At 52.4% G+C, this 26,328-nt stretch carries 29 protein-coding genes; 3 read left to right on the top strand and 26 right to left on the bottom strand.

What is annotated here, in order from left to right; translation table 11 throughout:
• Positions 1-82 precede the first annotated feature (82 nt).
• The 13 genes from KNP67_RS02895 to prsW all read right to left on the bottom strand — a co-directional run bounded on the left by KNP67_RS02895 (position 83) and on the right by prsW (position 10,352).
• Positions 83-1,045, bottom strand: coding sequence for a polyprenyl synthetase family protein (locus KNP67_RS02895; protein ID WP_021067199.1), 963 nt, complete (start codon positions 1,043-1,045; stop codon positions 83-85).
• 3 nt (positions 1,046-1,048) lie between these two features.
• The gene (locus tag KNP67_RS02890) at positions 1,049-1,750 is read right to left on the bottom strand and encodes a demethylmenaquinone methyltransferase (RefSeq protein ID WP_021067198.1); all 702 of its coding nucleotides are present in this window, start codon (positions 1,748-1,750) and stop codon (positions 1,049-1,051) included.
• A 20-nt stretch (positions 1,751-1,770) separates the two neighbouring features.
• On the bottom strand, positions 1,771-2,343 hold the full coding sequence (locus tag KNP67_RS02885) for a heptaprenyl diphosphate synthase component 1 (RefSeq protein WP_214755825.1): 573 nt from the start codon (positions 2,341-2,343) through the stop codon (positions 1,771-1,773).
• A 127-nt stretch (positions 2,344-2,470) separates the two neighbouring features.
• Complete coding sequence (locus KNP67_RS02880) at positions 2,471-2,743, bottom strand: HU family DNA-binding protein (protein ID WP_021067196.1); 273 nt, start codon at positions 2,741-2,743, stop codon at positions 2,471-2,473.
• A 109-nt stretch (positions 2,744-2,852) separates the two neighbouring features.
• The gene (locus KNP67_RS02875; RefSeq protein WP_021067195.1) at positions 2,853-3,563 is read right to left on the bottom strand and encodes a hypothetical protein; all 711 of its coding nucleotides are present in this window, start codon (positions 3,561-3,563) and stop codon (positions 2,853-2,855) included.
• 3 nt (positions 3,564-3,566) lie between these two features.
• Complete coding sequence (locus KNP67_RS02870; RefSeq protein ID WP_021067194.1) at positions 3,567-3,767, bottom strand: DUF2768 family protein; 201 nt, start codon at positions 3,765-3,767, stop codon at positions 3,567-3,569.
• Between the two features lie 80 nt (positions 3,768-3,847).
• The gene (locus KNP67_RS02865) at positions 3,848-4,891 is read right to left on the bottom strand and encodes an NAD(P)H-dependent glycerol-3-phosphate dehydrogenase (protein ID WP_214755820.1); all 1,044 of its coding nucleotides are present in this window, start codon (positions 4,889-4,891) and stop codon (positions 3,848-3,850) included.
• A 17-nt stretch (positions 4,892-4,908) separates the two neighbouring features.
• A complete protein-coding gene (gene der / locus KNP67_RS02860) occupies positions 4,909-6,219 on the bottom strand; it encodes a ribosome biogenesis GTPase Der (RefSeq protein WP_021067192.1) in 1,311 nt (436 codons plus the stop codon).
• Positions 6,220-6,349: 130 nt separating this feature from the next.
• On the bottom strand, positions 6,350-7,498 hold the full coding sequence (gene rpsA / locus KNP67_RS02855; protein WP_021067191.1) for a 30S ribosomal protein S1: 1,149 nt from the start codon (positions 7,496-7,498) through the stop codon (positions 6,350-6,352).
• A 140-nt stretch (positions 7,499-7,638) separates the two neighbouring features.
• Entirely contained in the window at positions 7,639-8,262 is a 624-nt protein-coding gene (locus KNP67_RS02850; RefSeq protein WP_021067190.1) for a lysophospholipid acyltransferase family protein, read from the bottom strand.
• Positions 8,259-8,936, bottom strand: coding sequence for a (d)CMP kinase (gene cmk, locus KNP67_RS02845; protein WP_214755947.1), 678 nt, complete (start codon positions 8,934-8,936; stop codon positions 8,259-8,261). Before cmk ends, KNP67_RS02850 begins: the two co-directional genes overlap by 4 nt.
• 74 nt (positions 8,937-9,010) lie before the next feature.
• On the bottom strand, positions 9,011-9,676 hold the full coding sequence (locus KNP67_RS02840; protein WP_029595669.1) for a flagellar brake protein: 666 nt from the start codon (positions 9,674-9,676) through the stop codon (positions 9,011-9,013).
• A gap of 19 nt (positions 9,677-9,695) precedes the next feature.
• Positions 9,696-10,352, bottom strand: coding sequence for a glutamic-type intramembrane protease PrsW (gene prsW / locus KNP67_RS02835; RefSeq protein ID WP_029595670.1), 657 nt, complete (start codon positions 10,350-10,352; stop codon positions 9,696-9,698).
• A gap of 107 nt (positions 10,353-10,459) precedes the next feature.
• Between prsW and KNP67_RS02830 the strand changes: the two genes are divergently transcribed.
• Together KNP67_RS02830 and KNP67_RS02825 are read left to right on the top strand one after the other, a co-directional pair.
• Positions 10,460-11,431 carry an asparaginase gene (locus tag KNP67_RS02830; protein WP_021067186.1) on the top strand — a complete coding sequence of 324 codons (972 nt, stop codon included), beginning with the start codon at positions 10,460-10,462 and terminating at the stop codon, positions 11,429-11,431.
• A 36-nt stretch (positions 11,432-11,467) separates the two neighbouring features.
• Positions 11,468-12,475 (top strand): YpdA family putative bacillithiol disulfide reductase, encoded by a 1,008-nt coding sequence (locus tag KNP67_RS02825; protein WP_214755946.1) that lies wholly within the window; start codon positions 11,468-11,470, stop codon positions 12,473-12,475.
• Between the two features lie 44 nt (positions 12,476-12,519).
• Here the strand turns inward: KNP67_RS02825 and KNP67_RS02820 are convergent, their stop codons facing one another.
• The 7 genes from KNP67_RS02820 to KNP67_RS02790 all read right to left on the bottom strand — a co-directional run bounded on the left by KNP67_RS02820 (position 12,520) and on the right by KNP67_RS02790 (position 19,295).
• Positions 12,520-13,788 carry a Glu/Leu/Phe/Val family dehydrogenase gene (locus KNP67_RS02820; RefSeq protein WP_021067184.1) on the bottom strand — a complete coding sequence of 423 codons (1,269 nt, stop codon included), beginning with the start codon at positions 13,786-13,788 and terminating at the stop codon, positions 12,520-12,522.
• Positions 13,789-13,938: 150 nt separating this feature from the next.
• Positions 13,939-14,856, bottom strand: coding sequence for a D-alanine--D-alanine ligase (locus KNP67_RS02815; protein WP_021067183.1), 918 nt, complete (start codon positions 14,854-14,856; stop codon positions 13,939-13,941).
• Positions 14,857-14,951: 95 nt separating this feature from the next.
• A complete protein-coding gene (locus tag KNP67_RS02810) occupies positions 14,952-15,533 on the bottom strand; it encodes an adaptor protein MecA (RefSeq protein WP_021067182.1) in 582 nt (193 codons plus the stop codon).
• A gap of 61 nt (positions 15,534-15,594) precedes the next feature.
• The gene (locus KNP67_RS15535) at positions 15,595-16,452 is read right to left on the bottom strand and encodes a MerR family transcriptional regulator (RefSeq protein WP_021067181.1); all 858 of its coding nucleotides are present in this window, start codon (positions 16,450-16,452) and stop codon (positions 15,595-15,597) included.
• Positions 16,453-16,616: 164 nt separating this feature from the next.
• Positions 16,617-16,820, bottom strand: coding sequence for a hypothetical protein (locus KNP67_RS02800; protein ID WP_021067180.1), 204 nt, complete (start codon positions 16,818-16,820; stop codon positions 16,617-16,619).
• Positions 16,821-16,861: 41 nt separating this feature from the next.
• Complete coding sequence (locus tag KNP67_RS02795) at positions 16,862-18,289, bottom strand: RecQ family ATP-dependent DNA helicase (RefSeq protein WP_029595674.1); 1,428 nt, start codon at positions 18,287-18,289, stop codon at positions 16,862-16,864.
• A complete protein-coding gene (locus KNP67_RS02790) occupies positions 18,273-19,295 on the bottom strand; it encodes a YpbB family protein (protein WP_021067178.1) in 1,023 nt (340 codons plus the stop codon). The genes KNP67_RS02795 and KNP67_RS02790 overlap by 17 nt, the downstream gene beginning before the upstream one ends.
• 142 nt (positions 19,296-19,437) lie before the next feature.
• On the opposite strand from KNP67_RS02790, the gene KNP67_RS02785 reads away from it, so the two are divergent.
• Entirely contained in the window at positions 19,438-19,686 is a 249-nt protein-coding gene (locus KNP67_RS02785; RefSeq protein ID WP_021067177.1) for a ferredoxin, read from the top strand.
• Between the two features lie 38 nt (positions 19,687-19,724).
• On the opposite strand, the gene KNP67_RS02780 is transcribed toward KNP67_RS02785, so the two are convergent.
• From KNP67_RS02780 to KNP67_RS02755, 6 genes are all read right to left on the bottom strand, one after another.
• Complete coding sequence (locus KNP67_RS02780) at positions 19,725-20,531, bottom strand: thermonuclease family protein (protein WP_029595676.1); 807 nt, start codon at positions 20,529-20,531, stop codon at positions 19,725-19,727.
• 82 nt (positions 20,532-20,613) lie between these two features.
• Positions 20,614-21,573 (bottom strand): ABC transporter permease, encoded by a 960-nt coding sequence (locus KNP67_RS02775; protein ID WP_021067175.1) that lies wholly within the window; start codon positions 21,571-21,573, stop codon positions 20,614-20,616.
• A complete protein-coding gene (locus tag KNP67_RS02770) occupies positions 21,570-22,634 on the bottom strand; it encodes an ABC transporter permease (RefSeq protein WP_021067174.1) in 1,065 nt (354 codons plus the stop codon). The genes KNP67_RS02775 and KNP67_RS02770 overlap by 4 nt, the downstream gene beginning before the upstream one ends.
• Entirely contained in the window at positions 22,631-24,157 is a 1,527-nt protein-coding gene (locus tag KNP67_RS02765; protein WP_021067173.1) for an ABC transporter ATP-binding protein, read from the bottom strand. Before KNP67_RS02765 ends, KNP67_RS02770 begins: the two co-directional genes overlap by 4 nt.
• Before the next feature lie 61 nt (positions 24,158-24,218).
• Entirely contained in the window at positions 24,219-25,304 is a 1,086-nt protein-coding gene (locus KNP67_RS02760) for a BMP family lipoprotein (RefSeq protein ID WP_214755819.1), read from the bottom strand.
• A 128-nt stretch (positions 25,305-25,432) separates the two neighbouring features.
• On the bottom strand, positions 25,433-26,152 hold the full coding sequence (locus KNP67_RS02755; protein ID WP_021067171.1) for a GntR family transcriptional regulator: 720 nt from the start codon (positions 26,150-26,152) through the stop codon (positions 25,433-25,435).
• Positions 26,153-26,328: the final 176 nt, after the last annotated feature.

Here is a 26,328-nt window from a genome sequence, read left to right as displayed (position 1 = left end):
CCCCCTAAATCAATATGTGTACCATGTACTTTATTAGTTTACACGGTCATCTTGATTATTGAAAGGGTTTACAAGGTGGTTGTTACCATTTTCGTTTCCCGATATACTCGGCGATTTCAATGAGCGAGCGCTTATCCGGTACGTCCGGCAAGCCATCGAGACGTTGAATCGCCCGGTTCACGTACCGGTCGATTGTTCGTTGGCTTCGCTCGAGCGTCCCGTTGCGCTGCACTTCACGAACGAGCGTATGGGTCGTCGCGTAATCGGACGACTGGTTGACTTGCTGCAACCGACCAAAGAATTCAGGGTCTTCCGCTGAATAGAAGAGCGGCAACGTTTTATGGCCGTGTTTCAAATCTTCTCCGACCGGCTTTCCAAGCTGAAAACTTTTCGCGGTGAAATCGAGCAAATCATCCGTCATTTGGAACGCCATCCCGATGTCATAGCCGAACAGCCGCAGCTGTTTGACGACTTCGGGTGACGCCCCTGAGACGACGGCCCCGGCCGCACAACTCGTCTCAATCAAGAGCGCCGTCTTTCGGGCAATCCGATCGAGATATCGTTTCGGGGACTGGCCCCAGTCGTATTGGTCTTGGATTTGATTGATTTCACCGATACAAATCAGTTCCATCGTGTCTGCCATGATTTCCATCACGCGCGGCGAGTCGACCTCAGAGACGAGTCGAATCGCTTCGCCGAACAACGTATTCCCTGTATACATCGCAACCTGCTCATCGTAACGTTCCATGACGGTCGGTTTGCCCCGGCGAAGTGTGGCGTCATCGATGACGTCATCATGGACGAGCGAGGCCATATGAATCAGTTCAAGACTCGCCGCCACTTTCGTCAAGCGGATGTCTTTCGCTTGCCCGAAACCAGCGCTCAGCAATACGAACGCCGGACGGATCCGCTTCCCGCCCGCATCAAGCAGTTGCTTCGAGGCCGCCTCGATGACCGGGTGATCCGTATGGACCCGCGTCGACAAGAAGCGATCAATCTGCTCAATCTCTCGGTTCATGTGGCGATAAAGTCGCTTCAAAGACATCGGTCACCACTTCTTTCCTAGGTGCATGGCACACGCACCGCCGGAGAACGCCTTCACTTCGACTTGTTCGAAGCCTGCCGTCTCGAACATGCGTTTTAGCGTCAACCGGTCCGGGAATTGGTCGGTCGACTCTTGGAGCCATTTGTATTGATCGTATGAGCCGGCGAACACTTTTCCGAATAACGGCATGACCGAGCCGAAATAGAAGCGATACAGTTCGCTGAACAGCGGTGCTGTCGGTTGGCTCGTCTCGAGACAGACGACCGTCCCGCCCGGTTTCAAGACCCGGTGCAGTTCACGGAGCACCGTCATGTAATCCGGTACGTTGCGAAGGCCGAAGCCGATTGTCACGTAGTCGAATGAGTGATCCCCGAACGGCAATGCCATCGCGTTACCATGGATGAGTTCGATCGTCGGATAATCGGCCACTTTCTCTTGGCCGACCGCGAGCATATTCTCGGAAAAATCAAGACCTTTGACGACACCGGTATTACCAGCCGCCTCGGCGAGTTGAATCGTCCAGTCGGCCGTCCCGCAGCAGACGTCGAGACATTTCGCGCCCGGGAACACTTGCATGCGACGCATCGTCGCTTTGCGCCACCATTTATGCAAACGGAAACTGATGATCGAGTTCATCGTATCGTAGCTCGGTGAGATTGATTGAAACACGTCATATACTTTTTGCTCTTTTTCTTTCGGTTGCAATACGTAACATCCTTTCCGTTCTAAGCGACAGCGTGCGCCAGGAGCGTCGTTAGCTGTTCTCGTTGATCTTGGCGCAGTACTGTCGCCTTTCGTTCGATGATCGTTTTTCCGTATGTGGTCAAGTAGGACCGACCTATCACCTCAGAAAACGTTTTAATCAATCCGAAGTTCGCTTCCATCCAAGTCGTGACGGATACGTCCGCATCAAGCGCGAGCGTACATTTCGCCCCATTGACAAGCTGGACCGACCGACCGAAGCGATTGCTATAGTCGGCAGGAAACAGTGCCAATATTTTATAAAATTGAGCCGAGGCGAAATCGCCGGCGAGCACTTTGAGTTGCCGCTCGAGCGAGCCGTTCGGGCAATCCTTTACTTGATCGTGCAGTTCAAGTGCTTGATGTGCAAAATACGTCGCAAGCACGAGCTGACCTTGTTGATTCGATTCGATTTCAATCATCTCGACCATCCAACGAAGTAAAGGCATGTCGACTACGGGTACAATCTCGTGTCTCGTCAAATACGGATGGTTCATGCGTTCTTCGATTTGACGAGCAAGGTCGGTGACAACGGTTTCGTATGTCATCTGTTCCATGCTATCCCCCCTCGTCCTCTTCGTTGTCATTCTGACATAGTATAGCACATTTTTGTCACATTCACGCCATGTGAACTCGCTTTCCGACACAAAAAAAGCCGCCTTTCGGCGACTTATGTATTGCCCATTATTTGACCGCATCTTTAAGCGCTTTACCTGCTTTGAAGGCAGGAACTTTGCTTGCCGGGATTTCGATATCTTCTTTCGTACGTGGGTTGCGACCTTTACGGGCAGCGCGCTCACGAACTTCAAAAGTACCAAAACCGATCAATTGAATTTTATCACCGTTTTGGAGTGCTTCAGTGATAGATTCGAAAGTAGCTTCTACAACTTGTGTAGCTTCTTTTTTCGAAACATTTGCTTTCTCCGCAACTGCTTGGATCAATTCAGTTTTGTTCATCACGATTCACCTCCTCTCACTGAGAGTTTACGGGATTAATCATATCGTACAAACGTTGATATGACAACATTTTTTAAGCAATCGGCCTATATTCGACCCGCTCAGTCAATCAGTTGTTTAAAAACTCGACTTCACCTTGTTCATTAATCGTGTACCCTTGCGAATAAGCCGGAGCGAATGGGGAGTCATTATAGAGCAAATACCGAATGTCCTCACCGACTTTTGGCTCTACATCCGTGTTCTCGAGGGCGGCTTCCAAGTCGGCACGGTAGTCGACAAATAATTGTCCGGTCCCGTCGACATAGATCGGCAACTCGTTTTCCGTGTACGGACTCGGGATACTTGGCTCTTCAGAGACGAAGACGAGATCATAATCAATCGTGAATTGATTCTTTCCGAGCGACCCGTCAAACGGGAACTTGCCTTCTTTGGCCCGGAACGCGTTAATATTCGTCTGTAACTGTTGCAAGCTTTCTGACACACGTAAATCAATGAGTTTGACCTTCGGCTCCGTCTCGGCGTCCACGAGGACGTACAAGAACAGACCGCCTCCTTCGAAGCTGTTTGCCGGCGGGTCGGCTAAATAACCGGGGACGAGCCGGGCGAACTCGATCGGATAACGTTCCATGAGTGGCGTCTCGGCCGGCCTTGTTTTAATCGGCAACACCCCGGTCGTCTCCTTGAACGAGTCGACGGCCGTCTGTACCGACTTCAGTTGGTCTTCATACGGGACGTTATCGACCCGGTTCGAATCTGGGAACATACATCCACTGAGCACGGTCGCCGCCAATAGACTCGCGACCAAAAAAATCCGTTTCACGTCTTATCCTCCTGTCGGTCCTGAAGCGACCACATAAATCATGATGATCGTCCCAAATAAAAATATGACGAATGCGATGACGCGGACGAGTGCCGCGAACCATCCCGTTAGTTTCGTATGGCTGACTGCCACCATGAGCGCGGCGATGGCAAACGCCCCGATGCCCGCAAATGAAATCCACATCTTGATCAGTGACGGTGTCACGTCTATCCCCTCGACTTTCTCTTTAAATCTAGCTCCGTACATTAGTGTAGCAAAAAAAACAAAGGAACTGAACGAAAACGTCAGTCCCTTTGCTCTACGTCGCCTTCGAAATGGAACACTTCTTCCATTTCATGCTTCTGCGGGCGTCTCATTAACTTTTGTACTTCATCGTGTGGGCTCTTACCTTCGAATAACACGTTGTAGAGGGCCTCTGTGATCGGCATCTCGACACCGGCTTCCCGAGCGAGCGTATGCGCCGCCTCACAGGCACGCACTCCTTCCACGACCATGCCCATTTGACCGAGTACATCCCCGAGCTTCTCGCCGCGACCGATCGCGTTCCCGGCTCGCCAGTTACGGCTATGCTGAGACGTGGCCGTGACAATCAAATCGCCGATTCCCGTCAAGCCGGAGAACGACGCCGGGTTGGCACCGAGTTTGACCCCGAGCCGGGCGATCTCGACGATCCCGCGTGTCATGAGGGCCGCTTTGGCGTTATCGCCATAGCCGAGCCCATCCGTCATTCCTGCGGCGAGCGCGATGATGTTTTTAAGTGCGCCCCCGTACTCCGCCCCGATGACGTCCGAATTCAAATAGACCCGGAACTGATCGTTCGTGAGCAACTCTTGAATCTCATCGGCCACGTCCAAGTCCTCGCAAGCGATTGTGATGGTCGTCAATTTACGGACGGCCACTTCCTCGGCATGCGTCGGTCCCGTCAAGACACCGATGGCCCGACGTTTCGACGGGTCGATTTCTTCGGCGATAATCTCCGACAGACGTTTATGCGTCTTCGGTTCGATTCCTTTGGCGGCATGCACGATGACCGCCGGTTTCGTAAGGAGCGCGTTCAACTCACGCGACACCGGACGAATCGCCGAACTCGGGACGACGAGGAATACGATGGAACGATCTTTGACCGCTTCCGCCAAGTCTGTCGTCGCCCGAATCGAAGTCGGCAACGGTGCGTCTTTCAAATAGGTCGCGTTCGTGTGGGCCGTGTTGATTTCATGAACGTGGTCTTCCTCACGTCCATATAGTAGAACATCATGTCCGTTGTCAGCGAGGACGAGCGATATCGCCGTTCCCCAGCTCCCTGCGCCGATGACAGCTACTTTTGCCATAGGAGGCACCCCCATTACTAGTTTTTCTGACGAGCCACGATATGAATCGGTGTACCAGTAAAGTCAAATGCGCGGCGAATCTGGTTATCTAGATAACGTTTGTATGAGAAGTGAAGCAACTCTGGATCGTTGACGAACAACACGAACGTCGGCGGCTCGATGGCCACTTGCGTCGCGTAGTTGATCTTGAGTCGTTGTCCTTTGTCCGTCGGTGTCGGGTTCATCGCGACTGCGTCGACGATGACGTCGTTCAAGACGCTCGTCGAGATGCGACGGCGATGTGAATCAGCCACTTCTTTGACGACCGGCAGAAGTGTCTGCAATCGTTTCGACGTGAGCGCCGACAAGAAGACGATCGGTGCATAGTCAAGGAACAAAAATTCTTTACGAATCTTCTCTTCCATTTTCTTCATCGTTTTATCGTCTTTGTCGACGGCGTCCCATTTGTTGACGACGAGAACGATGGCTTTCCCCGCTTCATGGGCGAGTCCGGCAACACGTTTGTCTTGCTCGATGATGCCTTCTTCACCGTCGATGACGACGAGAACGACGTTCGAGCGTTCAATCGCTTTTTGGGCACGCATGACGCTGTAGCGCTCGGTAGATTCATACACTTTCCCACGCTTGCGCATCCCTGCCGTATCGATGATAACGTATTCTTGCCCATCCCGTGTGAACGGTGTATCGATGGCATCACGAGTCGTGCCCGCGATGTCCGAGACGATGACGCGTTCTTCACCGAGAATCGCGTTCGTCAAGCTCGATTTCCCAACGTTCGGACGTCCGATGAGCGAGAACTGGATGACTTCTTCATTGTACTCATAGTCGTCTTTGTCTGGAGCCATGTCGAGCACTTTGTCGAGCAAGTCCCCGAGACCAAGACCGTGCGTCCCTGAAATCGGGAACGGATCGCCGAATCCGAGTGAATAGAACTCATACATGAGTTCGCGCATCTCGAAGTTGTCGACTTTGTTGACGGCGAGGACGACTGGTTTGTTCGAACGGAACAACAAGTTCGCCACTTCTTCGTCTGCTGCTGTAATGCCTTCGCGTCCGTTCACCATGAAGACGATGACATCCGCCTCATCGATCGCAAGCTCGGCCTGATGCCGCATTTGCACGAGGAGCGGCTCATCACCGACCTCGATTCCGCCTGTGTCGATCAAATGAAACTTACGGTTCAACCACTCACCCGTCCCATAAATGCGGTCGCGTGTTACACCGGGCTTATCATCGACGATCGACACGCGATCTCCGATAATCCGGTTAAAAATCGTGGATTTCCCAATATTCGGGCGGCCTACGATGGCCACTGCTGGAATTCCCATATAAACACCTCTCTAACTTTCATTCAATAAGTCTATCGTTTCTAATTGCAACTGTACTATCATATCACAGGCGAATTTCTGTGACCATACAAAAAGAAGCGGGAGTCTGGCTCCCGCTTGAACGATCGTCTTATTTAGAATCGTCCGAGGCCTCGTCACCTGTCAATTCAGAGACAGAGAAACCTCCTTGGTCGCTATACTCGTCAAGCAACGATTGATCCGCGTCGCCACGTGATGAATCGCTCGACTCGAGCGCACGCATCGACAACGAGATTTTCTTCTCGTCAAGATGGACGTCGAGTACTTTGACGGTTACTTCTTGGCCTTCTGACAAGACTTCAGATGGTGTCGCGATGTGTCGGTTCGCAATTTGCGAGATATGGAGCAAACCTTCAACTTGTGGTGCGACTTCGACGAACGCACCGAACGTGACGAGACGTTTGACTTTCCCTTCAATCACGTCACCTGGCTGAATTTTACCTTCTACCGATTCCCACGGTCCAGGCTGCGTCTCTTTAATCGACAACTTCACTTTCTCGTTGTCGAGGTCAAGTCCAAGCACTTTCACTTTGACTTTATCTCCTTCAGTCACAACATCGCTCGGTTTCTCAACCCGGCTATGCGCCATTTCCGAAATGTGGACGAGGCCATCGACACCGCCGATATCGACAAACGCACCGAAATCTGTGAGACGTTGGACCGTCCCTTCGATGATTTGACCGACTTCAAGCGATTCGAGCGTCTCCGCTTTCTTGGCGCTCATTTCCGCTTCGGCAACCGCTTTATGCGACAAGATGACGCGATTTTTCTCGCGGTCAATCTCGACGACTTTAACCGTAATTGGTTTATTCAAGTAGGATGAGAAGTCTTCGACGAAATGGTTCTCTACGAGCGAAGCCGGGATAAATCCACGGATACCGATGTCAACGACAAGTCCACCTTTGACCTTGTCTTTTACCATGACTTCGAATACTTCGCCGGATTCGAATTTCTCGACGATTTGATCCCAAGCTGCCTCGGCATCAACGTCTTTCTTCGAAACGACCACCTCTTCGTCCGTGACCTTTTTCACTTTGACACGGATTTCGTCGTTAACATGGAGTGATTCGTTTAAATCGTCTAAATGCATGCTTGATACTTCGCTGATTGGTAAAATTGCCTCGGTTTTATAACCGATATCGATCAACGCTTGCTTGTCCTCGATTTTGACGACAGTACCGGTCACAATTTGACCTCGATTGATTTCAAAATCAGGCATATCTTTCATTTCTTCGACCATTCCAACACTACCCCCTCACGATGAGTACAAAAAGGAGCGCCCTAAGGCGCTTACACCTAGTATAAACTTCTTATAATTCGAAAGATTTGTCAAGGTGTTATCAGGTTAGTTCCTCTCCTGGCGCGAGATTAAACCTGAAATTAACGAACGTTCCGTGAATGCTGCATGTACAAGTCACCGATTGTCGTCATAATCAAGTCGGCCGCGATTTGGGCGCTCGCCTTGTCCGCTTTCAAGCCGCTCATGTCGATCGGTTGGCCGATGACGACCTTTAACTTCGATCGGAACTTATACGTCCCGATAATCGCCACCGGAAGTACCGACGCGTCCGAACGGAGCGCGAAGAACCCGACGCCTGCTTGGGCTTTGCCGAGCGTACCGTCTTTTGACCGCGTTCCTTCTGGGAAAATCGAGATGACCTCGTCTTCCTTCAACTTTTGCAAGACGACCCGGAGTGCTTGTCGGTCTCCTTCCCCGCGTGACACAGGAATCTGTCCAGCCCGATTCAAAATGTGTTTCAATACCGGCACGTCGAACAACTCTTTTTTCGCGAAGAAACGAAGCTGACGCTGTTTCGGCATCGCCCCGGCGAGCATGACCGGGTCCCAGTTCGATTGATGGTTCGAACAGACGATCATCGAACCGTCGAGTGGGACGTTATCGCGCCCGATATACTCGACGCGGAAGCTCAATCTGCGGATGATATTGACGACACCTACCGCAAGACGATACATGCCGAACGGTCCATTGTTGAGCGGTTTCATCGTTCAATCACCTGCTTCATCAAGTGCTCGATCGCCTCGACGACGCCGTCAATCGACAGCTCGGTCGTATCGAGATAATGCGCATCGTCGGCCTGACGAAGCGGGGCGACCTCACGCTCGGAATCGCGTTTGTCGCGCAAGGCGATCTCGAGCTGTAATTGTTCGAGGTCACTCGGCAATCCTTTCGATACGTTCTCTTCGTGGCGGCGGCGGGCCCGTTCTTCGACCGTCGCCGTCATGAACACTTTCAAGTCGGCGCCTGGTAAGACGTGCGTGCCGATATCGCGGCCGTCCATGACGATTCCGCCTTTACTGGCGAGGTCACGCTGTAAATCCATAAGGGCAGCCCGTACTTCCGGCTGGCGTGCGACGAAGCTGACGTTGTTCGTCACTTCGCTCGTCCGGATGACATCGGTCACTTCTTCCGTGCCATCGAACACGCGTTGACCGTTTTCGGACGGGACGAGACGTAAATCCATCTTGTCGATCATCTCAGCGAGCATCGGACCGTCTTCGAGACCGACGCCGTCTTGAAGCGCGCGATACGTGACGGCGCGATAAATCGCACCCGTATCGATATAGACGTACCCTAGTTTTTTAGCGAGCGTTTTCGCGATCGTGCTCTTGCCGGCCCCAGCCGGTCCATCTAATGCGATTTGTAATGGTTTATTCATAAAAATTGGGTATCGGCTCATCCCGATACCCGCCTCCTCTCGGTCATTTGTTCCGAGAACATCATACCAGTTTTTTAGCGTGAAGAAAATACGGAGCCGGTCCGTTTTCTCGCTTCGAGCTGGGCTCGGAAGCAATAACGTAAAATCGTCTCCTGGTCCCGGTGTGATAACTCTTCAAAGCAAAGCGACAACTCTTGTTTGGCCGTCTGTTCATGGATGCGGACGAGGCGGCTCTTGACGCGGAACGTTTGCGGAATACCTCGGTCGTCATTGATATGGAACGAGACGATCATCGCCTCGTCGACAGCGACCGGGGCTCGATTGGCGATGATGCGCATGCCCCCGGCCGAGACGTCGAGTGATGTCGACTCGAACGATGGGAACGCTTGGCCGTCTTCCGCAGACACGGTCACGTGAATCATCTCTGGCACCCGTAAATATTCACGGCGCTGGACTCGTTTGATTTTCTTCTCATCCGGCACTGGGAACGCATAGCGAAGCGTCAACTGCGCATCGCTCACGCGTCTCGACACAACGGTATCAAAGGCGTACAGTTGCTCTTCTCCTTTGAAGAAATAGACACGCATCGATTCGTCTTCGTGCAAGAAGAACGTCTTTAACGTATCCGTTTCACTCGGGGACTCGATCCAGACGACTTGATCGTTAATGGCTGCGATCTTCGTCTTTCCTTCTTTTCTCCCTTCGACTTCCACCCGTAACTCTTGACCTACTTTTAACATGAAACGATTCCCCTTTATTCTATTTATATTGGCGATGATTGGAACGATTGGCGGTACGGACGAGCAATAAGGCGACCATCCATAAGACGACGATATAGACGACAGCCGGAACTTTGTTCATCGGTTCGACGAGCAAGATATAGTCGAACATCCCATGCAACAGCGTGGCAGCCATGACGGCGATGAACAACCAAAACCGCTCGTGGTTGGAATGTTTGGCCCGGCCGAGACAAAACCCCATGACGACGGCGAACAGCGCGTGGCCGCTCACCGGCAGCACGGCGCGCCAGATCGCGATTTCGATTGAGTCGTACACCCATAAATATAGAAAATTCTCTAACGTGGCAAAGCCGAGTGAACAGGCGACCGCATAGAGAATCCCGTCGTAGTAATCATCAAAGACTTTATGTATGTATATTGTATAATAAATCATGAACCACTTAAAAAACTCTTCTAATAGCGCGGTGGCCACGAACGCCTTCCAAAACGGGCCCACGAGCACCCCTTCTTCCACGAACGCATACTGGACGAACATGATCGGAAAGACGAGAATGGCCCCGGCGACGAACGACCGGATCACATAGCCGAGCGGTTCCGCTTCTAGTTCATGCCGGAGATAGAAGTAGGAAAGAAGGGCGAACCCTGGCGCAACCGCAGACAAGGCGATTGCAATCATGATGCATCTCTCCTTTCTCACGTTAAGCATACACTGAAATAGAGGAAAGAAAAAGTAGGTCACGCCTAGAAATTGGAAGAAACGAACAAAAAAGTTGGAGGTCTGTTATGAATCATTTATTACTCATCCACACCGGCGGCACAATCGCCATGTCCCAATCGGGGTCGGGACATGTCATGCCGAGCGAGGTCAATCCAATTGATGCGACGTTGCCGAAAGCGACGGATATCGCCAACATCACGACGAAGCACTTTTCAAATATCCCGTCCCCGCATATGACGCCTGAAAAAATGCTCGAGCTCGCCCAGTTCATCAATCAACAGTTGACGCAAGACACATATGACGGGGTCGTCATCACCCACGGGACCGATACGCTCGAAGAGACGGCGTATTTCTTACAAATTACGCTCGGCGCCCCGGTCCCGATCGTCTTGACGGGGGCGATGCGCTCGTCGAACGAGGTCGGCTCCGACGGCGAATTCAATCTCATCACGGCGCTTCGGGTCGCCCAAAGTGATGTCGCGCGAGGCAAAGGCGTGCTCGTTGTCTTCAACGGTGAGATTCATTCCGCCTTCAACGTCACGAAGACGCATACGTCCTCGGTCGACACGTTCAAATCGGTCCACTTCGGAAACGTCGGCATGGTGACGAAAGACCATGTCCTCATCTATAGTCAGCCGACGACGAAGCAACCGAAGATGATTTCGACGATCACGAAACGGGTCGCGGTGCTAAAAGTCGTCGCCGGGATGGACCCGGATTTGATTGAGGCGGTACTTGCTCTCGGTTATGACGGGCTCGTCCTCGAAGTGCTCGGTCAAGGCAACGTCCCGCCGTCAATCGTCCCGGCGCTTGAACTGCTCGTCGAACGCATGCCGGTCGTCATCGTCAGCCGTTGCTTCAACGGGATCGTGCAAGACGTGTACGGCTACGTCGGCGGTGGCCAGCAGCTCAAAGAGATGGGCATCATCTTCTCGAACGGGTTGAACTCACAAAAAGCGAGACTGCGTCTCCTCGTCGAACTCGAGTCTGGGTCGTCGCAAGCGGTCATGGAGCACAGCTTTAGTTTCCAACAATGAGTTGGCGACTTGCCAACCGTTTCGTCCTTCCATACAATGAGGGATGAGGTGATTTCATTGAATAAACACGCTATCGTCGTCGGCGCCGGACCATGTGGGCTGTCGGCTGCGATTGAATTGGAACGCATCGGCATCTCGTGCACGATTATCGAGCGCGGCAATATCGTCGATGCCATCTATCGGTATCCGACCCATCAGACGTTCTTCTCGTCTGCTAGTTTGCTTGAAATCGGGGATATCCCGTTCATCTGTAAAGATTTGAAACCACGACGTCAAGACGCACTCGTCTATTATCGGGAAGTCGTCAGCCGGACCGGGCTCGATGTCCATCCGTTCGAGACGGTCGAAGCGGTCGAGCGGACCGAGGACGGTTTCGTCGTTCGGTCCCGACACGACCGGGACGGTGCCAAAGAGCGTCAGGCCGACTACGTCATCTTGGCGACCGGCTATTACGGACGCCCTCGTCGACTTGACGTGCCTGGTGAAGAGCTTCCCCACGTCGCCCATTACTTCAAAGAGGCGCATCCGTTCTATCGGCAGCGCGTCACGGTCATCGGCGGGAAAAACTCCGCCGTCGACGCGGCCATCGAGCTTGAGAAGGCCGGCGCCCATGTCACGGTGCTCTATCGCGGGGACGGTTACAGTCCGTCCGTAAAACCGTGGGTACTGCCGACGTTCGACTCGCTCGTCCGTCACGACAAGGTGCGACTCGAGCTCGAAGCGGAGATCGTTCGGATCGAACCGCATCATGTCGTCTATCGTCAGCATGGTGAAGAACATCGACTCGAGACCGACCACGTCCTCGCCATGACGGGCTACTTGCCCGACCATGGGCTGTTCGCCGATGCCGGGGTCCAAGTCGATGAAGAGACCGGTGTGCCGGCATTCGACGAATCGACGTTCGAGACGAACGTCGACGGCTTGTTCATCGCCGGTGTCGTCGCTGCCGGAAATGATGCCAATAAGATTTTTATCGAGAACGGACGTTTCCATGGCCAAGCGATCGCCGAGACGCTTCGGGAGCGCAACGGTGTCACAATATAAATAAAGAGAGGGAGGACCTGGTTTCAGGTCTTCCCTCTCTTTTGTTATACCCAACCGCGGAAGCGCGACGCTTCTGCCATCTTACGCACACCGACCATATAGGCGGCGAGACGCATGTCGACCTTACGGGCCGACGAGGTATTGTATACCGTATTGAACGAGTGGACGAGCACTTTCTCAAGCTTTTCTTCCACTTCCTCTTCCGTCCAATAGTAACCTTGATTGTTTTGAACCCATTCGAAGTATGAGACCGTCACTCCACCGCTCGAAGCGAGCACGTCTGGGACAAGCAGGATGCCACGTTCCGTCAAGATGCGGGTCGCTTCGTTCGTTGTCGGTCCGTTCGCGGCCTCGACGACGATGGACGCTTTGATGTTGTCGGCATTGTCCTCGGTGATTTGGTTCTCGATCGCGGCCGGGACCAAAATGTCGCAGTCGAGTTCGAGCATCTCTTTGTTCGAGATCGTGTTCTTGAACAAGGTCGAGATCGTCCCGAACGAGTCACGACGGTCGAGCAGGTACGGGATGTCGAGACCGTTCTCGTCATGGATGGCTCCGTACGCATCGCTGACGGCGATGACTTTCGCTCCGGCGTCATGCATGAACTTCGACAAGAAGCTACCAGCGTTGCCGAACCCTTGGACGACGACGCGGGCGCCTTTTAACTCGATCCCGCGACGAAGCGCCGCTTCTCGAATCATGATGGCGACACCTTTTGCCGTCGCCGTCTCGCGACCGTGCGAGCCCCCGAGCACGAGCGGCTTCCCGGTGATGAATCCTGGTGAGTTGAATTCATCGATCCGGCTATACTCGTCCATCATCCATGCCATGATTTGCGAGTTCGTGAACACATCCGGTGCCGGGATGTCTTTCGTCGGTCCGACGATTTGACTGATGGCCCGAACGTAACCACGGCTCAACCGCTCAATTTCACGGAAACTCATCTCACGCGGATCACAAACGATTCCACCTTTACCGCCGCCATATGGAAGGTCGACGATGCCGGCTTTCAAGCTCATCCAGACCGACAACGCCTTCACTTCGACCTCGGTCACGCTCGGATGGAATCGGATTCCACCTTTCGTCGGTCCGACGGCATCGTTATGTTGCGCACGATATCCTGTGAAAATCTTGGTCGATCCATCATCCATCCGTACCGGGATGCGGACGGTCAACATCCGAAGCGGCTCTTTCAAGAGCTCGTACATCTCTTCTGGATACCCGAGTTTATCGAGCGCCTCGTGTATCACTTCTTGTGTCGATTCAAGGATGTTTTTTCGTTTTTGATGACCTTTTTCTTGATCCGTAATCATGAAGGTTTCCTCCCCTAAATTGTCGATTCTCCCCCAAGAATCAACCTCGTATTCGTTTAAAAGTATATCTGATACGCGCCCAATTTGAAAGGCTTTTACAAAAATAATGAAAGCGTTTTCTAAAACGAAAAAAGAAGGGGGTGCCCCTTCTTACTTTTCAAGTGCGAGTGCGATGAATCGCTCTAACAGTTCACCGTACGAGATGCCGACGGCGCGGGCGCTGTCCGGGAACAGGCTGAGCGGCGTCATGCCAGGCAGTGTGTTCGTCTCTAAAATATAGGCGAGCCCGTCTTCTGACACGAGGAAGTCTGAGCGGGAATATCCGCTGCAGCCGAGGGCACGGTGCGCTTGAATCGCGGCCGCCTGAACTTCTTCGGTCAACGAAGCCGGCAACTCGGCCGGACAGACGTGAATCGATCCACCTTCTGAATACTTCGACTCATAGTCATAAAACTCGTTTTTCGGGATAATCTCGATGACCGGGAGCGCGGCTTCGGCGCCATGGTTTCCGAGTACAGGTACCGTCAATTCACGGCCTTTAATATATTGTTCGACCAAGACGGCCGTATCGCAGGCGAACGCTTTGTCGATTCCTTCACGGAGCATCGTTTCGTCCATCGCGATCGTCAATCCGTTCGAAGACCCTTCTTGGGCCGGTTTGACGACACATGGGAATTCACCGCCCCACTCGACGATTTTCGCGTCGATATCGTCCCCTGTCTCGATGAGGACGTCACGGGCGATTCGGATGCCGGCAGCGGCGAAGATGATTTTCGCACGGGCTTTGTCCATCGCGAGCGCGGACGCCAACACACCAGACCCCGTGTACGGCAAGCCCGCCATCTCCAAGAGCGACTGCACGCGTCCGTCTTCACCGTATTTGCCATGCAAGGCGCTGACGACGACGTCGGCTTGAAGCGTCAACAGTTCATTGGCCCGGTCCGGGTGAAAATCAATCGCCACGACGTCGTGACCCCGTTCTTCGAGCGCTTCAATCATTCCTTTACCACTCGTGAGCGACACTTCCCGCTCACCTGATACACCACCATATAATACCGCGACTTTCATCAAATCTCTCCTTCAGCTAGCTACTCCAAAATTCAAGTTTTATCATACCATGTGTCGGCCGAAAACAATAGAAACAGAACGGTAAAAAGCCGTACTTACGCGAACGTATCGTACAGCTGTTTCACGGCCTGTTCAGTTTGAATCGTCTTCCCGTACTCCATCATGACGTACGGACTGACGGTCGTCGTCCGACCGTACTCCGACAAGATGGCGGCCAGTCGTTCTTCCACGTCTGGTTTGAGCACCTCGACAAAGTGCAGATAATATCGTCCCTCGTAATGATAGAACGCTCCGCCTTGCTCGGTGTCTCGCATATGTGGGAACAAGCGAATCGAGGCGTTGATGACGTCCTCGATATCGTCAAATTGATAAATCAAATGATGAATCACGTCGATGGTGAGCCGAATCTCGACTTGCTCTTGATCCGATTCCGCTACGGGCGCATCGACTTTCTGGACGTCGATGACGAGCCCGTCACGGGGAAACATCGTCACGTTCAAGTCGACGGTCCCTTGCGGCATGAAGCCAAATTCCGCTTCCGCCGTCTCAAGCAATTCCCGCCACAGGTCTTGACCGCTCTCCCCCACGATGGTATCGATGGCGATGCCTCGAGTGGATAGGTCGCTCGCGGTCAAATATACCCTTAAATGTTCTTTTGTTTGCTTTTCAAATCTCAAACGAAAACCTCCAAAGAATAATCAATCCTACTTTATAAGCTACTCCCGTTTGTTCGAGCTGTCAAATAGTTGACAACCACTCGGTCCACGCCTCGGGCGTGTCCCCGAGGAAGGCCGATCCGAATTCGGACGCTTGAAGGCTGACCGCGTAACCACCGGCCCCGATGACGAGGTTCGGGTGGTCGGCTTGGATGAACTGCATCGCGTCTTTCAGGCCATCGAGATGTTCTGTCAACGTACATGAGAAAATCAGACACTTGGCATCGATATCGTGCAACGCCTCGTTCAAATCCTCTTTCGGGAATCCCGCACCGAGGAAAATCACGTCATAACCGTATTGGCGTAAGTAAAGCGTCACGAACAAGAGCCCGATCTCATGCATCTCGCCCGGGGCACAGACGCAAATGATGCGCGGCAAAAAGGGATTCATCGGCATTTGGAGCGACAACGTAGACAGGCGGGCACGCAAAAAGGCCGTCGCAAAATGTTCATGCGCAATCGTAATCGTCCCATTCTCCCAACGTGTCCCGATTTCCATCAATAACGGACCGATGATATCTGTCGTAACCTTTTCAAAACTAAACGTATTAAAGGCACGATTAATCAAATCGTGCGCCTTACGTTCATCAAATGAAAGTAACGCCTCGAGCAACCCGTCCATGAGCTCCTCGTCATAAAGGCGGGCAGGCTTCGGCTTCGGGGCTTCATGTAGCTGTTGAATCGCTTGGGACACGGTCAATCCTTCCCGTTGTTTTTCAACGACCCATTTTATCTTCTCGACGTCTTGGTCGGAATACAATCGATGACCCGAATCTGTCCGGCTCGGAACGATGAATTGATAGCGTCGTTCCCACGCCCGGATCGTGGTCGGGTTGACTCCGGTGAGTGACGCGACCGTCTTGATGGAGTACTTCGGCACAGCAGCCCCTCCTTTCCTACTAGTTCTTCTCTTTCAGTATAGACCCATCTGTACGGCTTTACCTGTTTTATTGTGCAAATCTTGTGAGAAATTGGTGAGATTGTGCATATTCACAACCTCGGGCACGCAATCATAAAAAAAATACGACGTTCTCGTCGTATTGTTTAGAAAAAGATGTCGTGACGACCTATATATAAAAATACAAGAATAATGGCAAACATCGTCAGTGTCAGCATCATGGCGAGCGGTCGCTTCAGCCAGTTGTCGTTCAATTTCTCTTTTCGCTCATGCTCTTGCCGTTCAGCGCGAGATGGCAACGTGTCCACCACTTTTTCACGAAGTGAGTCCGCTTGGTTCCGATGTCGCAACGTGTGCCCTCCTTTACCTTTTTTATCATTTTACTATGATATCAATCAAAGGAAAAGATACGAGCCAACCGATGTTTCCAATCTGTCACATTTTTAGACACAAGTTGCTCCGACGGCGGGAACACGATTTCGCCGCAGATGTCGCAACAATCGCTTTGCTTGACCGGTTGCTCCGAGAAATAATTTAACAAATAATCGCGCCGACACGTCTTGATGAGGGCATAGTCCATCATCTGCCCGAGTTGACGATACCGGGCCCGCTTTCTATCTTTTACCCAATCCACCGCCTCGGCAAGCGTCCGCTCGGCAAGCATCTGATTCAACAGTCCCCAAACCGGATCTTCCTCGTTCAAGCGCAATAAACGTGGCAACTGGGCCAGGCTCGTGCCATTGTCTCGTTCAAAATAGGCGAGACGGATATCTTTGTCTTTCGGATATTGCTGGTCGATCAAAAACTGTTGAATCCGCTCATCCCCTTCGGCGTATAGCAAGACCGCGAAAGCCGGCTCGCCGTCACGCCCAGCCCGACCAATCTCTTGCATGTACGCCTCGAGCGTGGCCGGGATTTGATAATGAATGACGGAACGGACGTTATCTTTATTGACACCCATCCCGAACGCACTCGTACAAACCATGATGGCGACTTCGTCACGTAAAAATTGTGACTGTACAAGGCGCCGGTCCTCGGTCGACATGCCACCGTGATAAAACAAGGCGTCATCGAGATGGAGGGCGAGCGCTTCGGCCTCACGCCGTGTCGCTGTATAGATGACGGCCGGTTTCGGCACGTCGTGGACGAGTTCGCTCAGACGGCGCATCTTATCTTCTGACCCGAGACGTTCCACGATGAGGCGAATCTCGGGACGGTTCGCCGAGTGGACGAACTGCGCCGGCGAGAAGAGCGCCAGTTTCTCGACAATATCTCGTTTCACCGTCTCCGGTGCGGTCGCCGTGACAGCCATGCACTGCGGACTGCCGAGCTGCTTGCGCAGTTCACCTAGGCGCGCATACTCCGGGCGGAACTCATGGCCCCACTGCGAGATACAGTGCGCCTCGTCAACGACGAGCATTTGAATCTTTGTGCGCGCCAGCGCCCGTGTCACATGGGGCACGGCAAGTTGCTCCGGCGATAAATACAAGAAGCGGTACCGTTTCAAATGGTTTAAAATCTCTTGCTTCTCTTCGAGCGTCTCCATCGACGTCAATCGGGCAACCCCACGTTCGCCGCGCTCGCGGATATGGAGCATCTGGTCCTCGATCAGTGACAAGAGCGGCGAGACGATAATCGTCAAGCCGTCGTTCTTGATATAGGACGGGAGTTGGAACGTCAATGACTTCCCGGCCCCGGTCGGCATAATGGCGAGCACGTCTTGTCCATCGGCGACCGCATCGATCACCTCGCGCTGTCCCGGACGGAAACTGTCATAACCGAACACCCGCTTCAACGTCTTCTCAAACAAATGTCTCACCTCGTTTCAATCGTGCGAACACCAATCGGATTTGATAATAACTGATCCCGTCGATTTGTTCAAAAATCGGTTTGAGCGCCCAGCTCGATTCGTCACGCAGTTGCTCGACTTGCTTGATTTGCTCGAGCGGAACAAATTGATCGAGCGGAAATTCGTCTAAATACATCGCCATCTCGACGACGTGGTCTTCAATCGTACTAGTGCGCAACCGCCGCTGTGACTGGACTTGTTGGAACGATCGACCAGCCAAGAACTGTTCATACGACCCTCGCGCCGATAAGGTCATCCGTTCACTCGATAAGCCGTGGGCGAATCCTAACAGTTTCGCATCTCGCGGCAATTTCCAGAGGAGCGCATTCCACCCGGCCAAGAAGTAGAGCCGGGCCGTCCGTGCATCGACGTCGAGGAGGGCCGCGATTTGTTCATACGTATACCCGGTCTCGAACGCTCCCGTGAACCTATAAACGACGGCGGTCGCATAAGGGTCGCCGATGTCTTCAAGCGCCGTCTCGAGCTCGTGATGGAAACTTTGAATCAACGGTCGCCATTCGCGTTCGGTCCGCACGATTTGTTTGACCCAACGTTCGGCCAGACGATCGGCCTGGACCGGATAAAACGTCCGCTCATGCTCGAGCGACATGAACGTCTGCACGAACAGGCTGAGCCGTTTCCATGTCATCGTCGTATAGTCCCGGTACTCGCCGCCGAGACGGTCGAACAAGTCGCTGACGGCCTCGGGCGAAGCGAGCATGGACCCGGCTTCGGTCAAGGTAAAACTCGAGCGGTTGAGCCAACCTCGCTTCTCGAACGAGGCGAGCAGTTTCTCATAGTCGTACTTCGTGTAGGGGAACAAGCCAAAAATCGGTTCCAAATCATAAAAAAAGGCATCTTGCAGCGTCGTCGCCGATCGTTTCCCGTTCAACACATGAAACAAACTGCGCTCGCTACGTTCACCTTTCAAGCGTTGGATGGATAGTAATAACACCCCGTCCGCTAAATGAACCATCGTTCCACCTCCTTGTTAAAATTATGCTTCCAAAACGTTATTCGTTTCCTCATTGAAATATTTGGGTATGTAGACTACAATTACTCATAGTCAGTAGAAAATCATTTCTATGCAGAGAGACGAAACGTATGGAGGGTTACAAATGGCAAAATTTACGATTGTTGATAAAGATACATGTATCGCATGTGGGGCCTGCGGAGCAGCTGCCCCAGACATCTTCGACTATGATGACGAAGGCCTCGCGTTCAACTTGATGGACGACAACACGGGTACGATTGAAGTCCCGGATGAGTTGTATGAGGACTTGATGGACGCCTTCGAGGGCTGCCCGACCGACTCAATCAAAGTCGCAGACGAATCATTCGACGGCGACGCACTCAAGTACGAATAAGGGAGACATGTGTGCCATCTCGGCGCACATGTCTTTTTTTAACGTGTCGCTTTGCGGAAACCGGCCTCCCGCGCCTCTTTCTCTGTACAGAACATCTCTTCCGGGATCGTGCGCTCATAGCTCGCCCCGCCCGGAACGTGATAAATCTTCTCTCCGTCCCGATTGATATTCCCTTTAATGTCACATCCATCCGTGTCTCGTTTCGGCTGGGCCGGCTCGGTCGCCTCGTAGTCGAACCCGTTGCCGGTCACATAATCCTCGAGACTCCAAATCCCGAGCAATTCCTGACGCGCGGCCTGTTCGACGTCCCGGAACGCATCGATGTGTTGCGTGTTCGGCGCGTATACATAGGCGACGCGCGCCAGACCGCGACGTAACAATTCCTCGTTCAGCATCGCATCATCGTACCAGACGTAGGCGAGTGTCCGTTGATAGCGATCGTAGCGCCCGACGTCATACTCCAGTGTGATCGTATCCCCTTCTGGTAGCCAACGCTCGACGAATGATTTTGCATCTTCTCCGAACGGTTGTACCGGCAACGTCGGATGACTCGTCTCTGGCGTATCGACGAGCAAGAGGCGAATCGATTCCGTCGCCCCGTTCTCAAACTCGACTTTGAGCGTATCCCCGTCGATGACGCGGTCGAGCGTGACCGTCTCAGTCTTGCCGAGCGGCCGTGCGACTTGTTGCGTGACCGACGCCGACGGAAAGTCGGCCTCGAGTTCGACGAGCGACTCCGGCGGGTCGATTTGTTCAGCGAACCAGTCATCGACTGAGCAGCCTGCGAGCGAGATGCTCAGCACGACGGCAATCAGCAGTTGCCACCATTTTTTCAATTGTCTCACCTCTACACCAGTATAACAAAAAAGGTTGTTTGACTTAAGCGTCAAACAACCTTGGTGAAATGGACATTTGTCCTTTTGGTGATTAGCGTTTCCCTTTAATATATGGGATACCGACTGATTTCGGTGCATCCGCACGTCCGACGACACCCGCGAGGGCAAGAATCGTAAGCGCATACGGTGCAATCAAGAGCAACACTTGCGGCACGTTGCTGATGACCGGCAAGTTACTGCCGATGATCGACAACGCTTGGGCGAAACCGAAGAAGAGGCCGGCTCCGAGCGCGCCGAGCGGGTTCCACTTCCCGAAGATCATGGCGGCGATGGCCAAGAAGCCTTGACCGACAATCGTCGTCCCACTGAAGTTCGTCGTGACCGTGACGGCGTAGACCGCACCGGCGAGACCGCCGAACGCACCTGAGAGCATGACGCCCATGAAGCGCATTTTCGTGACGTTGATTCCCATCGTGTCAGCTGCCATCGGGTGTTCCCCGACCGAGCGGAGACGAAGGCCGAACGGCGTCTTGAAGATGACGAACCAGACGACGAACGCGAGCGCGATGGCGATGAACGACGTGTACTGGACGTTGATGAAGAACATACGAAGCACCGGGATATCCGATAAAATCGGCACGTTCTCTTTCGCAATCCGAAACTCGATGAAATCGGTCTGTCCTTTGTTGTAGAGGACACGGACGACGAAGATGGCGAGACCGATCGCAAGCATGTTGATCGCGACCCCGAGCACCGTCTGGTCAGCACGCCAAAGGATGGCCGGCACTGCCAAGAAGAGTGAGAAGAGTGCGCCGACGACCATCGCGACCAAGAGCGAGATCCAAGGACTGAGACCACCAAGCCCCATCTCCGTCAACGTGAGCGTCGTGATGATTCCCGTGGCGGCACCGATGACCATGATGCCTTCCAAGGCGATGTTGACGACACCCGAACGTTCACTGAAAATGCCGCCGAGCGCCGCGATGATGAGTGGAGTCGCATAGGCCAACGCGACCGGAACGACGATATAGAGGACTTCTAAGAAGCTCATTTTTTCTCCACTCCTTTCTTACGATTTCCTTTGAATTTGTCAATCACGTAGTTGAACGCATAACCAGACGCCACGAAGATGACGATGGCGGCGATGATGACTTTGACGAGCTCGGACGGAATGTTGGCGCCGAGCTGCATCGCGAGTCCACCGATATTGAGTCCGGCGAACAAGATGGCTGCCAAGACGACACCGATGGCTGTGTTCGCACCGAGAAGGGCGACGGCAATCCCATCGAATCCGACCCCAGTGAACGAGGCACTGAGCGTCATCCCGTTGAACGTACCAAGACCTTCCATCGCTCCAGCGAGTCCAGCGAACATACCCGAGATGACGAACGATAGGATGATGTTGCGATTGACACTCATACCTGCGTATTGCGACGCGTGTTTGTTGAAACCGACGGCCCGAAGCTCATAGCCGAGCGTCGTCCGTTGCAAGATGTAGTAATAGACGATCGCCGCGAGCACAGCGATGAGGACACCCCAGTGCAAGCGTGAGAACTGCGTCATTTCTTGAAGCCATGGCGACGCGAGCGACGCCGACTCGTTGATTGACTCGGTCCGTTCGTTCGTTACGCCGATGACGCTACGCAAGATCGCGTTCGTCGTGTACAAGGCGATATAGTTCATCATGATCGATGTGATAACTTCATGGACGTGGAACTTGGCTTTCAAAAAACCAGGGACGAACGCCCAGAGCGCTGCCGCGAACATAGCCGCGAGAAGCGCGAGCGGAAGGTGGATGAACATCGGTAAATCAAAGTTGATTCCGACGTAAACGGCTGCCACCCAACCGATTAACACTTGACCTTCGACCCCGATGTTGAAGAGACCGGTCCGGAACGCGAACGCGACCGCTAAACCTGAGAAGATGAGCGGCGCTGCGGCACGAAGTGTTTCTCCGATTGCATATGGGCTTCCGACCATACCTTCGAACAATGACGAGAACCCTTGAATCGGGTCATAACCGCCGATCAGCATGACGATTGCCCCAACGAGAAGTCCCATCAAAATCGACAAGAGCGGGATGAGCAGTCGATTGAATCCTAACTTATTCATACTGTTTCTTCTCCTCTCTTACCGCCGGCCATCAAGAAGCCGAGTTCTTGCTCGGTCGTTTCTTTCGGATCACGAATCCCGACAATCTTACCTTCATATAAGACGGCGACTCGGTCCGCGACGTGTAAAATCTCTTCGAGTTCGAACGAGATTAAGAGGACGGCGCGTCCTTTCTCACGTTCTTTGATGAGCTGTTCATGAATGAACTCGATTGCACCGACGTCAAGTCCACGCGTCGGTTGGGCCGCAATCAACAAGTCAGGTGACCGGTCGACTTCACGGGCGATAATCGCTTTCTGCTGGTTACCACCTGATAAGGCACGGGCTGGCACATCGACCGATGGAGTTCGGACGTCAAACTTCTCAATCAACGCCTTCGCTTTCTCAGCCACAGCTTTATAGTTCATCAAACCACGCTTCGAGAACGGCTCTTTGTAATACGTTTGGAGGACCATGTTGTCCCGAATCGAATAGTCGAGGACGAGTCCGTGTTTATGACGGTCTTGCGGGATATGACCGACGCCAGATTCCGTCACTTTACGTGGCGTGAACCCAGTCACGTCTTTCCCATTCAACAATACTTTTCCAGACTCCGGTTTCTTCAAGCCTGAGATAGCTTCAATCAACTCGGTCTGTCCGTTTCCATCAATCCCGGCGATTCCAAGAATCTCTCCTGAACGAATCTGTAAATCCAAGCCGTCGACGGCTTCAAGCCCGCGACTGTCTTTGACGACGAGTTTTTGCACGTCGAGGACGACTTGCTGTGGATCTGCCTTGGAATATTCCGCATCAAAGTTAACTTCACGCCCGACCATCATTTCAGCCAAACGGTCTTCATTGACCGTCTCATCGATATCGACGGTGCCGATATAACGTCCGCGACGGATAACCGTACAGCGGTCGGCCACTTGCATGATCTCTTTCAGTTTATGCGTGATCAAGATGATCGATTTACCTTCTTCGATCAAACGCTTCATGATTTGAATGAGTTCTTGAATCTCTTGTGGCGTCAATACAGCGGTTGGCTCGTCAAAAATCAAGATTTCAGCGCCGCGATAGAGCGTCTTCAAAATTTCGACACGTTGTTGCATCCCGACCGAGATGTCCTCGATTTTAGCGTCCGGATCAATGCGGAGACCGTATTGTTCCGAGATCTCCATAACTTTTTTACGCGCCGTGGCCCGGTCGACCGTCAATCCACTCTTCGGCTCTGAGCCGAGTATGATGTTCTCGGTCACCGTGAACTTCTCGACGAGCATGAAGTGTTGGTGTACCATACCGATCCCAAGGTCGTTGGCGATGTTCGGATTCTCAATGTTCACTTTCTCCCCACGCACGCGGATCTCCCCGCCTTCCGGCTGATAAAGACCGAACAGGACGTTCATGAGCGTCGATTTTCCGGCACCATTCTCGCCGAGCAACGCATGAATCTCTCCTTTACGCAATTGGAGGGTGATATTGTCGTTGGCAACGAACGTTCCGAACTCTTTGCGAATATTGAGCATTTCAATTACATATTCCAAGAAAGTCCACCCCTAACTTTAAGTAAAGGGAGACCGCATGGGTCCCCCCTAACTCAATGAATTATTTTACTGTTTTCATGAACTCTTCGAACTCAGCGTCAGTCGCTGGAGCCGTGATGTCTCCGTCGATCAACTGTGTGCGGTACTCTTCAACTTTTGTGAGGACGTCAGCTGCAACGTTCTCATCAGATGTTTCAGCAATCCCTACTCCATCGTCTTTCAAAGAGAACTCAACGATTTCGCCTGCAGGGAATTTATCTTCCATTGCAAGTTTCGATACTTCGTAAGTAGCCGTGTCAACACGTTTGACCATTGAAGTAAGCGTTACGTTTTCTGGAAGACCCTCTTCGTATTGGTCACGGTCAACACCGATGACCCATACATCTTCGCCGTTCTTCTTACGGTTTTTCGCTTCTGTGAATACCCCTACCCCAGTACCGCCTGCTGCGTGATACACGATATCAGAACCTGCTCCGTACATACCTGAAGCGATTGCTGTACCTTTTTCAGCTGAGTTGAAGTCTTCAGCGTACTTCACGTCAATTGTTGCATCCGGGTTAACGGCCATGACGCCAGCTTTATAACCGTTCTCGAACTTCTTGATCAAGTCAGACTCAACGCCACCGACGAATCCAACTTTGTCAGTTTTCGTAGTGAGACCAGCGACAACACCGACGAGGAACGAACCTTCTTGCTCTTTGAACGTGATCGATGCGACGTTCGGTGCATCAACGACCATGTCGACGATTGCGAAGTTGTTGTCTGGGAACTGCTCAGCAACTTTTTGGATGTCTTCGCCCATCAAGAAGCCGATTCCGTAAATCAAGTTGAAATTATCGCGTGCCAATTGTTGCAAGTTAGGCTGATAATCCGCTTGTTTTGAAGATTGAAGATATTTGAAGCCTTCGTTCTCAGTCAAGTTGTTGTCTTTCCCGAACTTCGTAAGACCTTCCCAAGCTGATTGGTTGAACGATTTATCATCGACACCGCCAGTATCGGTTACCATTGCTACTTTGAAGTCGCTGCCTTCGCCGCCGCCTTCGCCGTTTGAAGCACCTTCATTGTCATCCCCGCCACATGCTGCGAGCACTGTTGAGAGTGTGAGACCTGCTGCTAAAGCTGAGAGAATCGTTTTTTTCTTGTTCATCGTCGTGTTTCCCCTTTCGGATCATAACAATTAAGGTTGTCATGTCATCAGTAGTCTTTACACCGGTATAAGAAAGCGCTTTCACGCTGTTCCCCAAAAATAACCGTTTCCGGATAAAACGAACGTGCTTAGACGCGTTTGCGAACGACGTGGAAGTCGAAGCGGTCCGCTCGGAAAAAGTTCGCCGAATCGAGCAGCGGTAAGTCGCTCTCATCGTAATGCAATTGCTTTAATGCCAGTAACGGTTGGTCCGTTTGAAGTTGCGTCGAGATTTCCGCGTTCACACTCGGTTCGATGTGCGTGATCGCATAAGCGACCCGACGTCCTACCTCTTGTTCGAGCGCATCAAACAACGACTTACCTTCCGTCAACGCTTTAGGATTCGAGACGAGGTGGGCCGGAATTTTATCGACACAGTATACAACTGGTGTCTCGTCTGCATAACGAATCCGCACGATCCGATAAATCGGCGAGTTCGGTTCGATTTTCAGACGCTCAGCTTCTCTCTCGGTCGCTAGAACCTTTTCGGCCACCAATACTTTCGTTCCTGGTGTCATCTTGGCGCGCATGATCATGTCCGTGACACTGAACAGTTCTTCAATCCCTGAAGTGAACGGGGGTTTTGAACTGATAAATGTTCCGACGCCATGTTTCCGCACGACAAATTTCTCGTCTTCGAGGATACGAAGGGCTTCCCGGAGTGTCGCTCGACTGACTCCTAGTTGCTTCGACAACTCGAACTCTGAAGGAAGTTTCTCTCCTTCACGATAGACACCATCGTCGATATCTTGCTTGATTTTCTCAATCACGCGAAGATAGAGCAAGCGATGATCGAGCTTGATCGACATGGGCCTCACCACCTTTACCTATTCTAACCAGTGCTCAGACATCTGACGTATGAATGTCCTTGCCAATACTAAGTATAGGGATTCGAGAATTAGAACGCAATACTTTTTGTTCGGAATCAGGGAAATATTTTAAAGTGAAGGGATTATGTATACCTCTTAGTCTATAATACCTGTTG

This window comes from Exiguobacterium sp. s157, assembly GCF_018618205.1.
Taxonomy (GTDB): domain Bacteria; phylum Bacillota; class Bacilli; order Exiguobacteriales; family Exiguobacteriaceae; genus Exiguobacterium; species Exiguobacterium chiriqhucha.
Note: the sequence above shows the minus strand (reverse complement) of the source record. Positions and strands in the feature narration are given on the sequence as shown.

Excerpts from the sequence above, each read along its gene's own strand:
- KNP67_RS02775 (WP_021067175.1), bottom strand. The coding sequence starts at position 21,573 with ATGAGCTTCTTAGAAGTCCTCTATATCGTCGTTCCGGTCGCGTTGGCC.
- KNP67_RS02850 (WP_021067190.1), bottom strand. The coding sequence starts at position 8,262 with ATGAAACCGCTCAACAATGGACCGTTCGGCATGTATCGTCTTGCGGTA.
- rpsA (WP_021067191.1), bottom strand. The coding sequence starts at position 7,498 with ATGGTCGAAGAAATGAAAGATATGCCTGATTTTGAAATCAATCGAGGT.
- KNP67_RS02785 (WP_021067177.1), top strand. The coding sequence starts at position 19,438 with ATGGCAAAATTTACGATTGTTGATAAAGATACATGTATCGCATGTGGG.
- KNP67_RS02820 (WP_021067184.1), bottom strand. The coding sequence starts at position 13,788 with ATGATTACGGATCAAGAAAAAGGTCATCAAAAACGAAAAAACATCCTT.
- KNP67_RS02790 (WP_021067178.1), bottom strand. The coding sequence starts at position 19,295 with ATGGTTCATTTAGCGGACGGGGTGTTATTACTATCCATCCAACGCTTG.
- prsW (WP_029595670.1), bottom strand. The coding sequence starts at position 10,352 with ATGATTGCAATCGCCTTGTCTGCGGTTGCGCCAGGGTTCGCCCTTCTT.
- KNP67_RS02885 (WP_214755825.1), bottom strand. The coding sequence starts at position 2,343 with ATGGAACAGATGACATACGAAACCGTTGTCACCGACCTTGCTCGTCAA.
- KNP67_RS02770 (WP_021067174.1), bottom strand. The coding sequence starts at position 22,634 with ATGAATAAGTTAGGATTCAATCGACTGCTCATCCCGCTCTTGTCGATT.
- KNP67_RS02865 (WP_214755820.1), bottom strand. The coding sequence starts at position 4,891 with ATGGCAAAAGTAGCTGTCATCGGCGCAGGGAGCTGGGGAACGGCGATA.
- der (WP_021067192.1), bottom strand. The coding sequence starts at position 6,219 with ATGGGAATTCCAGCAGTGGCCATCGTAGGCCGCCCGAATATTGGGAAA.
- KNP67_RS02755 (WP_021067171.1), bottom strand. The coding sequence starts at position 26,152 with ATGTCGATCAAGCTCGATCATCGCTTGCTCTATCTTCGCGTGATTGAG.
- KNP67_RS02840 (WP_029595669.1), bottom strand. The coding sequence starts at position 9,676 with ATGTTAAAAGTAGGTCAAGAGTTACGGGTGGAAGTCGAAGGGAGAAAA.
- KNP67_RS02760 (WP_214755819.1), bottom strand. The coding sequence starts at position 25,304 with ATGAACAAGAAAAAAACGATTCTCTCAGCTTTAGCAGCAGGTCTCACA.
- KNP67_RS02895 (WP_021067199.1), bottom strand. The coding sequence starts at position 1,045 with ATGTCTTTGAAGCGACTTTATCGCCACATGAACCGAGAGATTGAGCAG.
- KNP67_RS02815 (WP_021067183.1), bottom strand. The coding sequence starts at position 14,856 with ATGAAAGTCGCGGTATTATATGGTGGTGTATCAGGTGAGCGGGAAGTG.
- cmk (WP_214755947.1), bottom strand. The coding sequence starts at position 8,936 with ATGAATAAACCATTACAAATCGCATTAGATGGACCGGCTGGGGCCGGC.
- KNP67_RS02880 (WP_021067196.1), bottom strand. The coding sequence starts at position 2,743 with ATGAACAAAACTGAATTGATCCAAGCAGTTGCGGAGAAAGCAAATGTT.
- KNP67_RS02825 (WP_214755946.1), top strand. The coding sequence starts at position 11,468 with ATGAGGGATGAGGTGATTTCATTGAATAAACACGCTATCGTCGTCGGC.
- KNP67_RS02830 (WP_021067186.1), top strand. The coding sequence starts at position 10,460 with ATGAATCATTTATTACTCATCCACACCGGCGGCACAATCGCCATGTCC.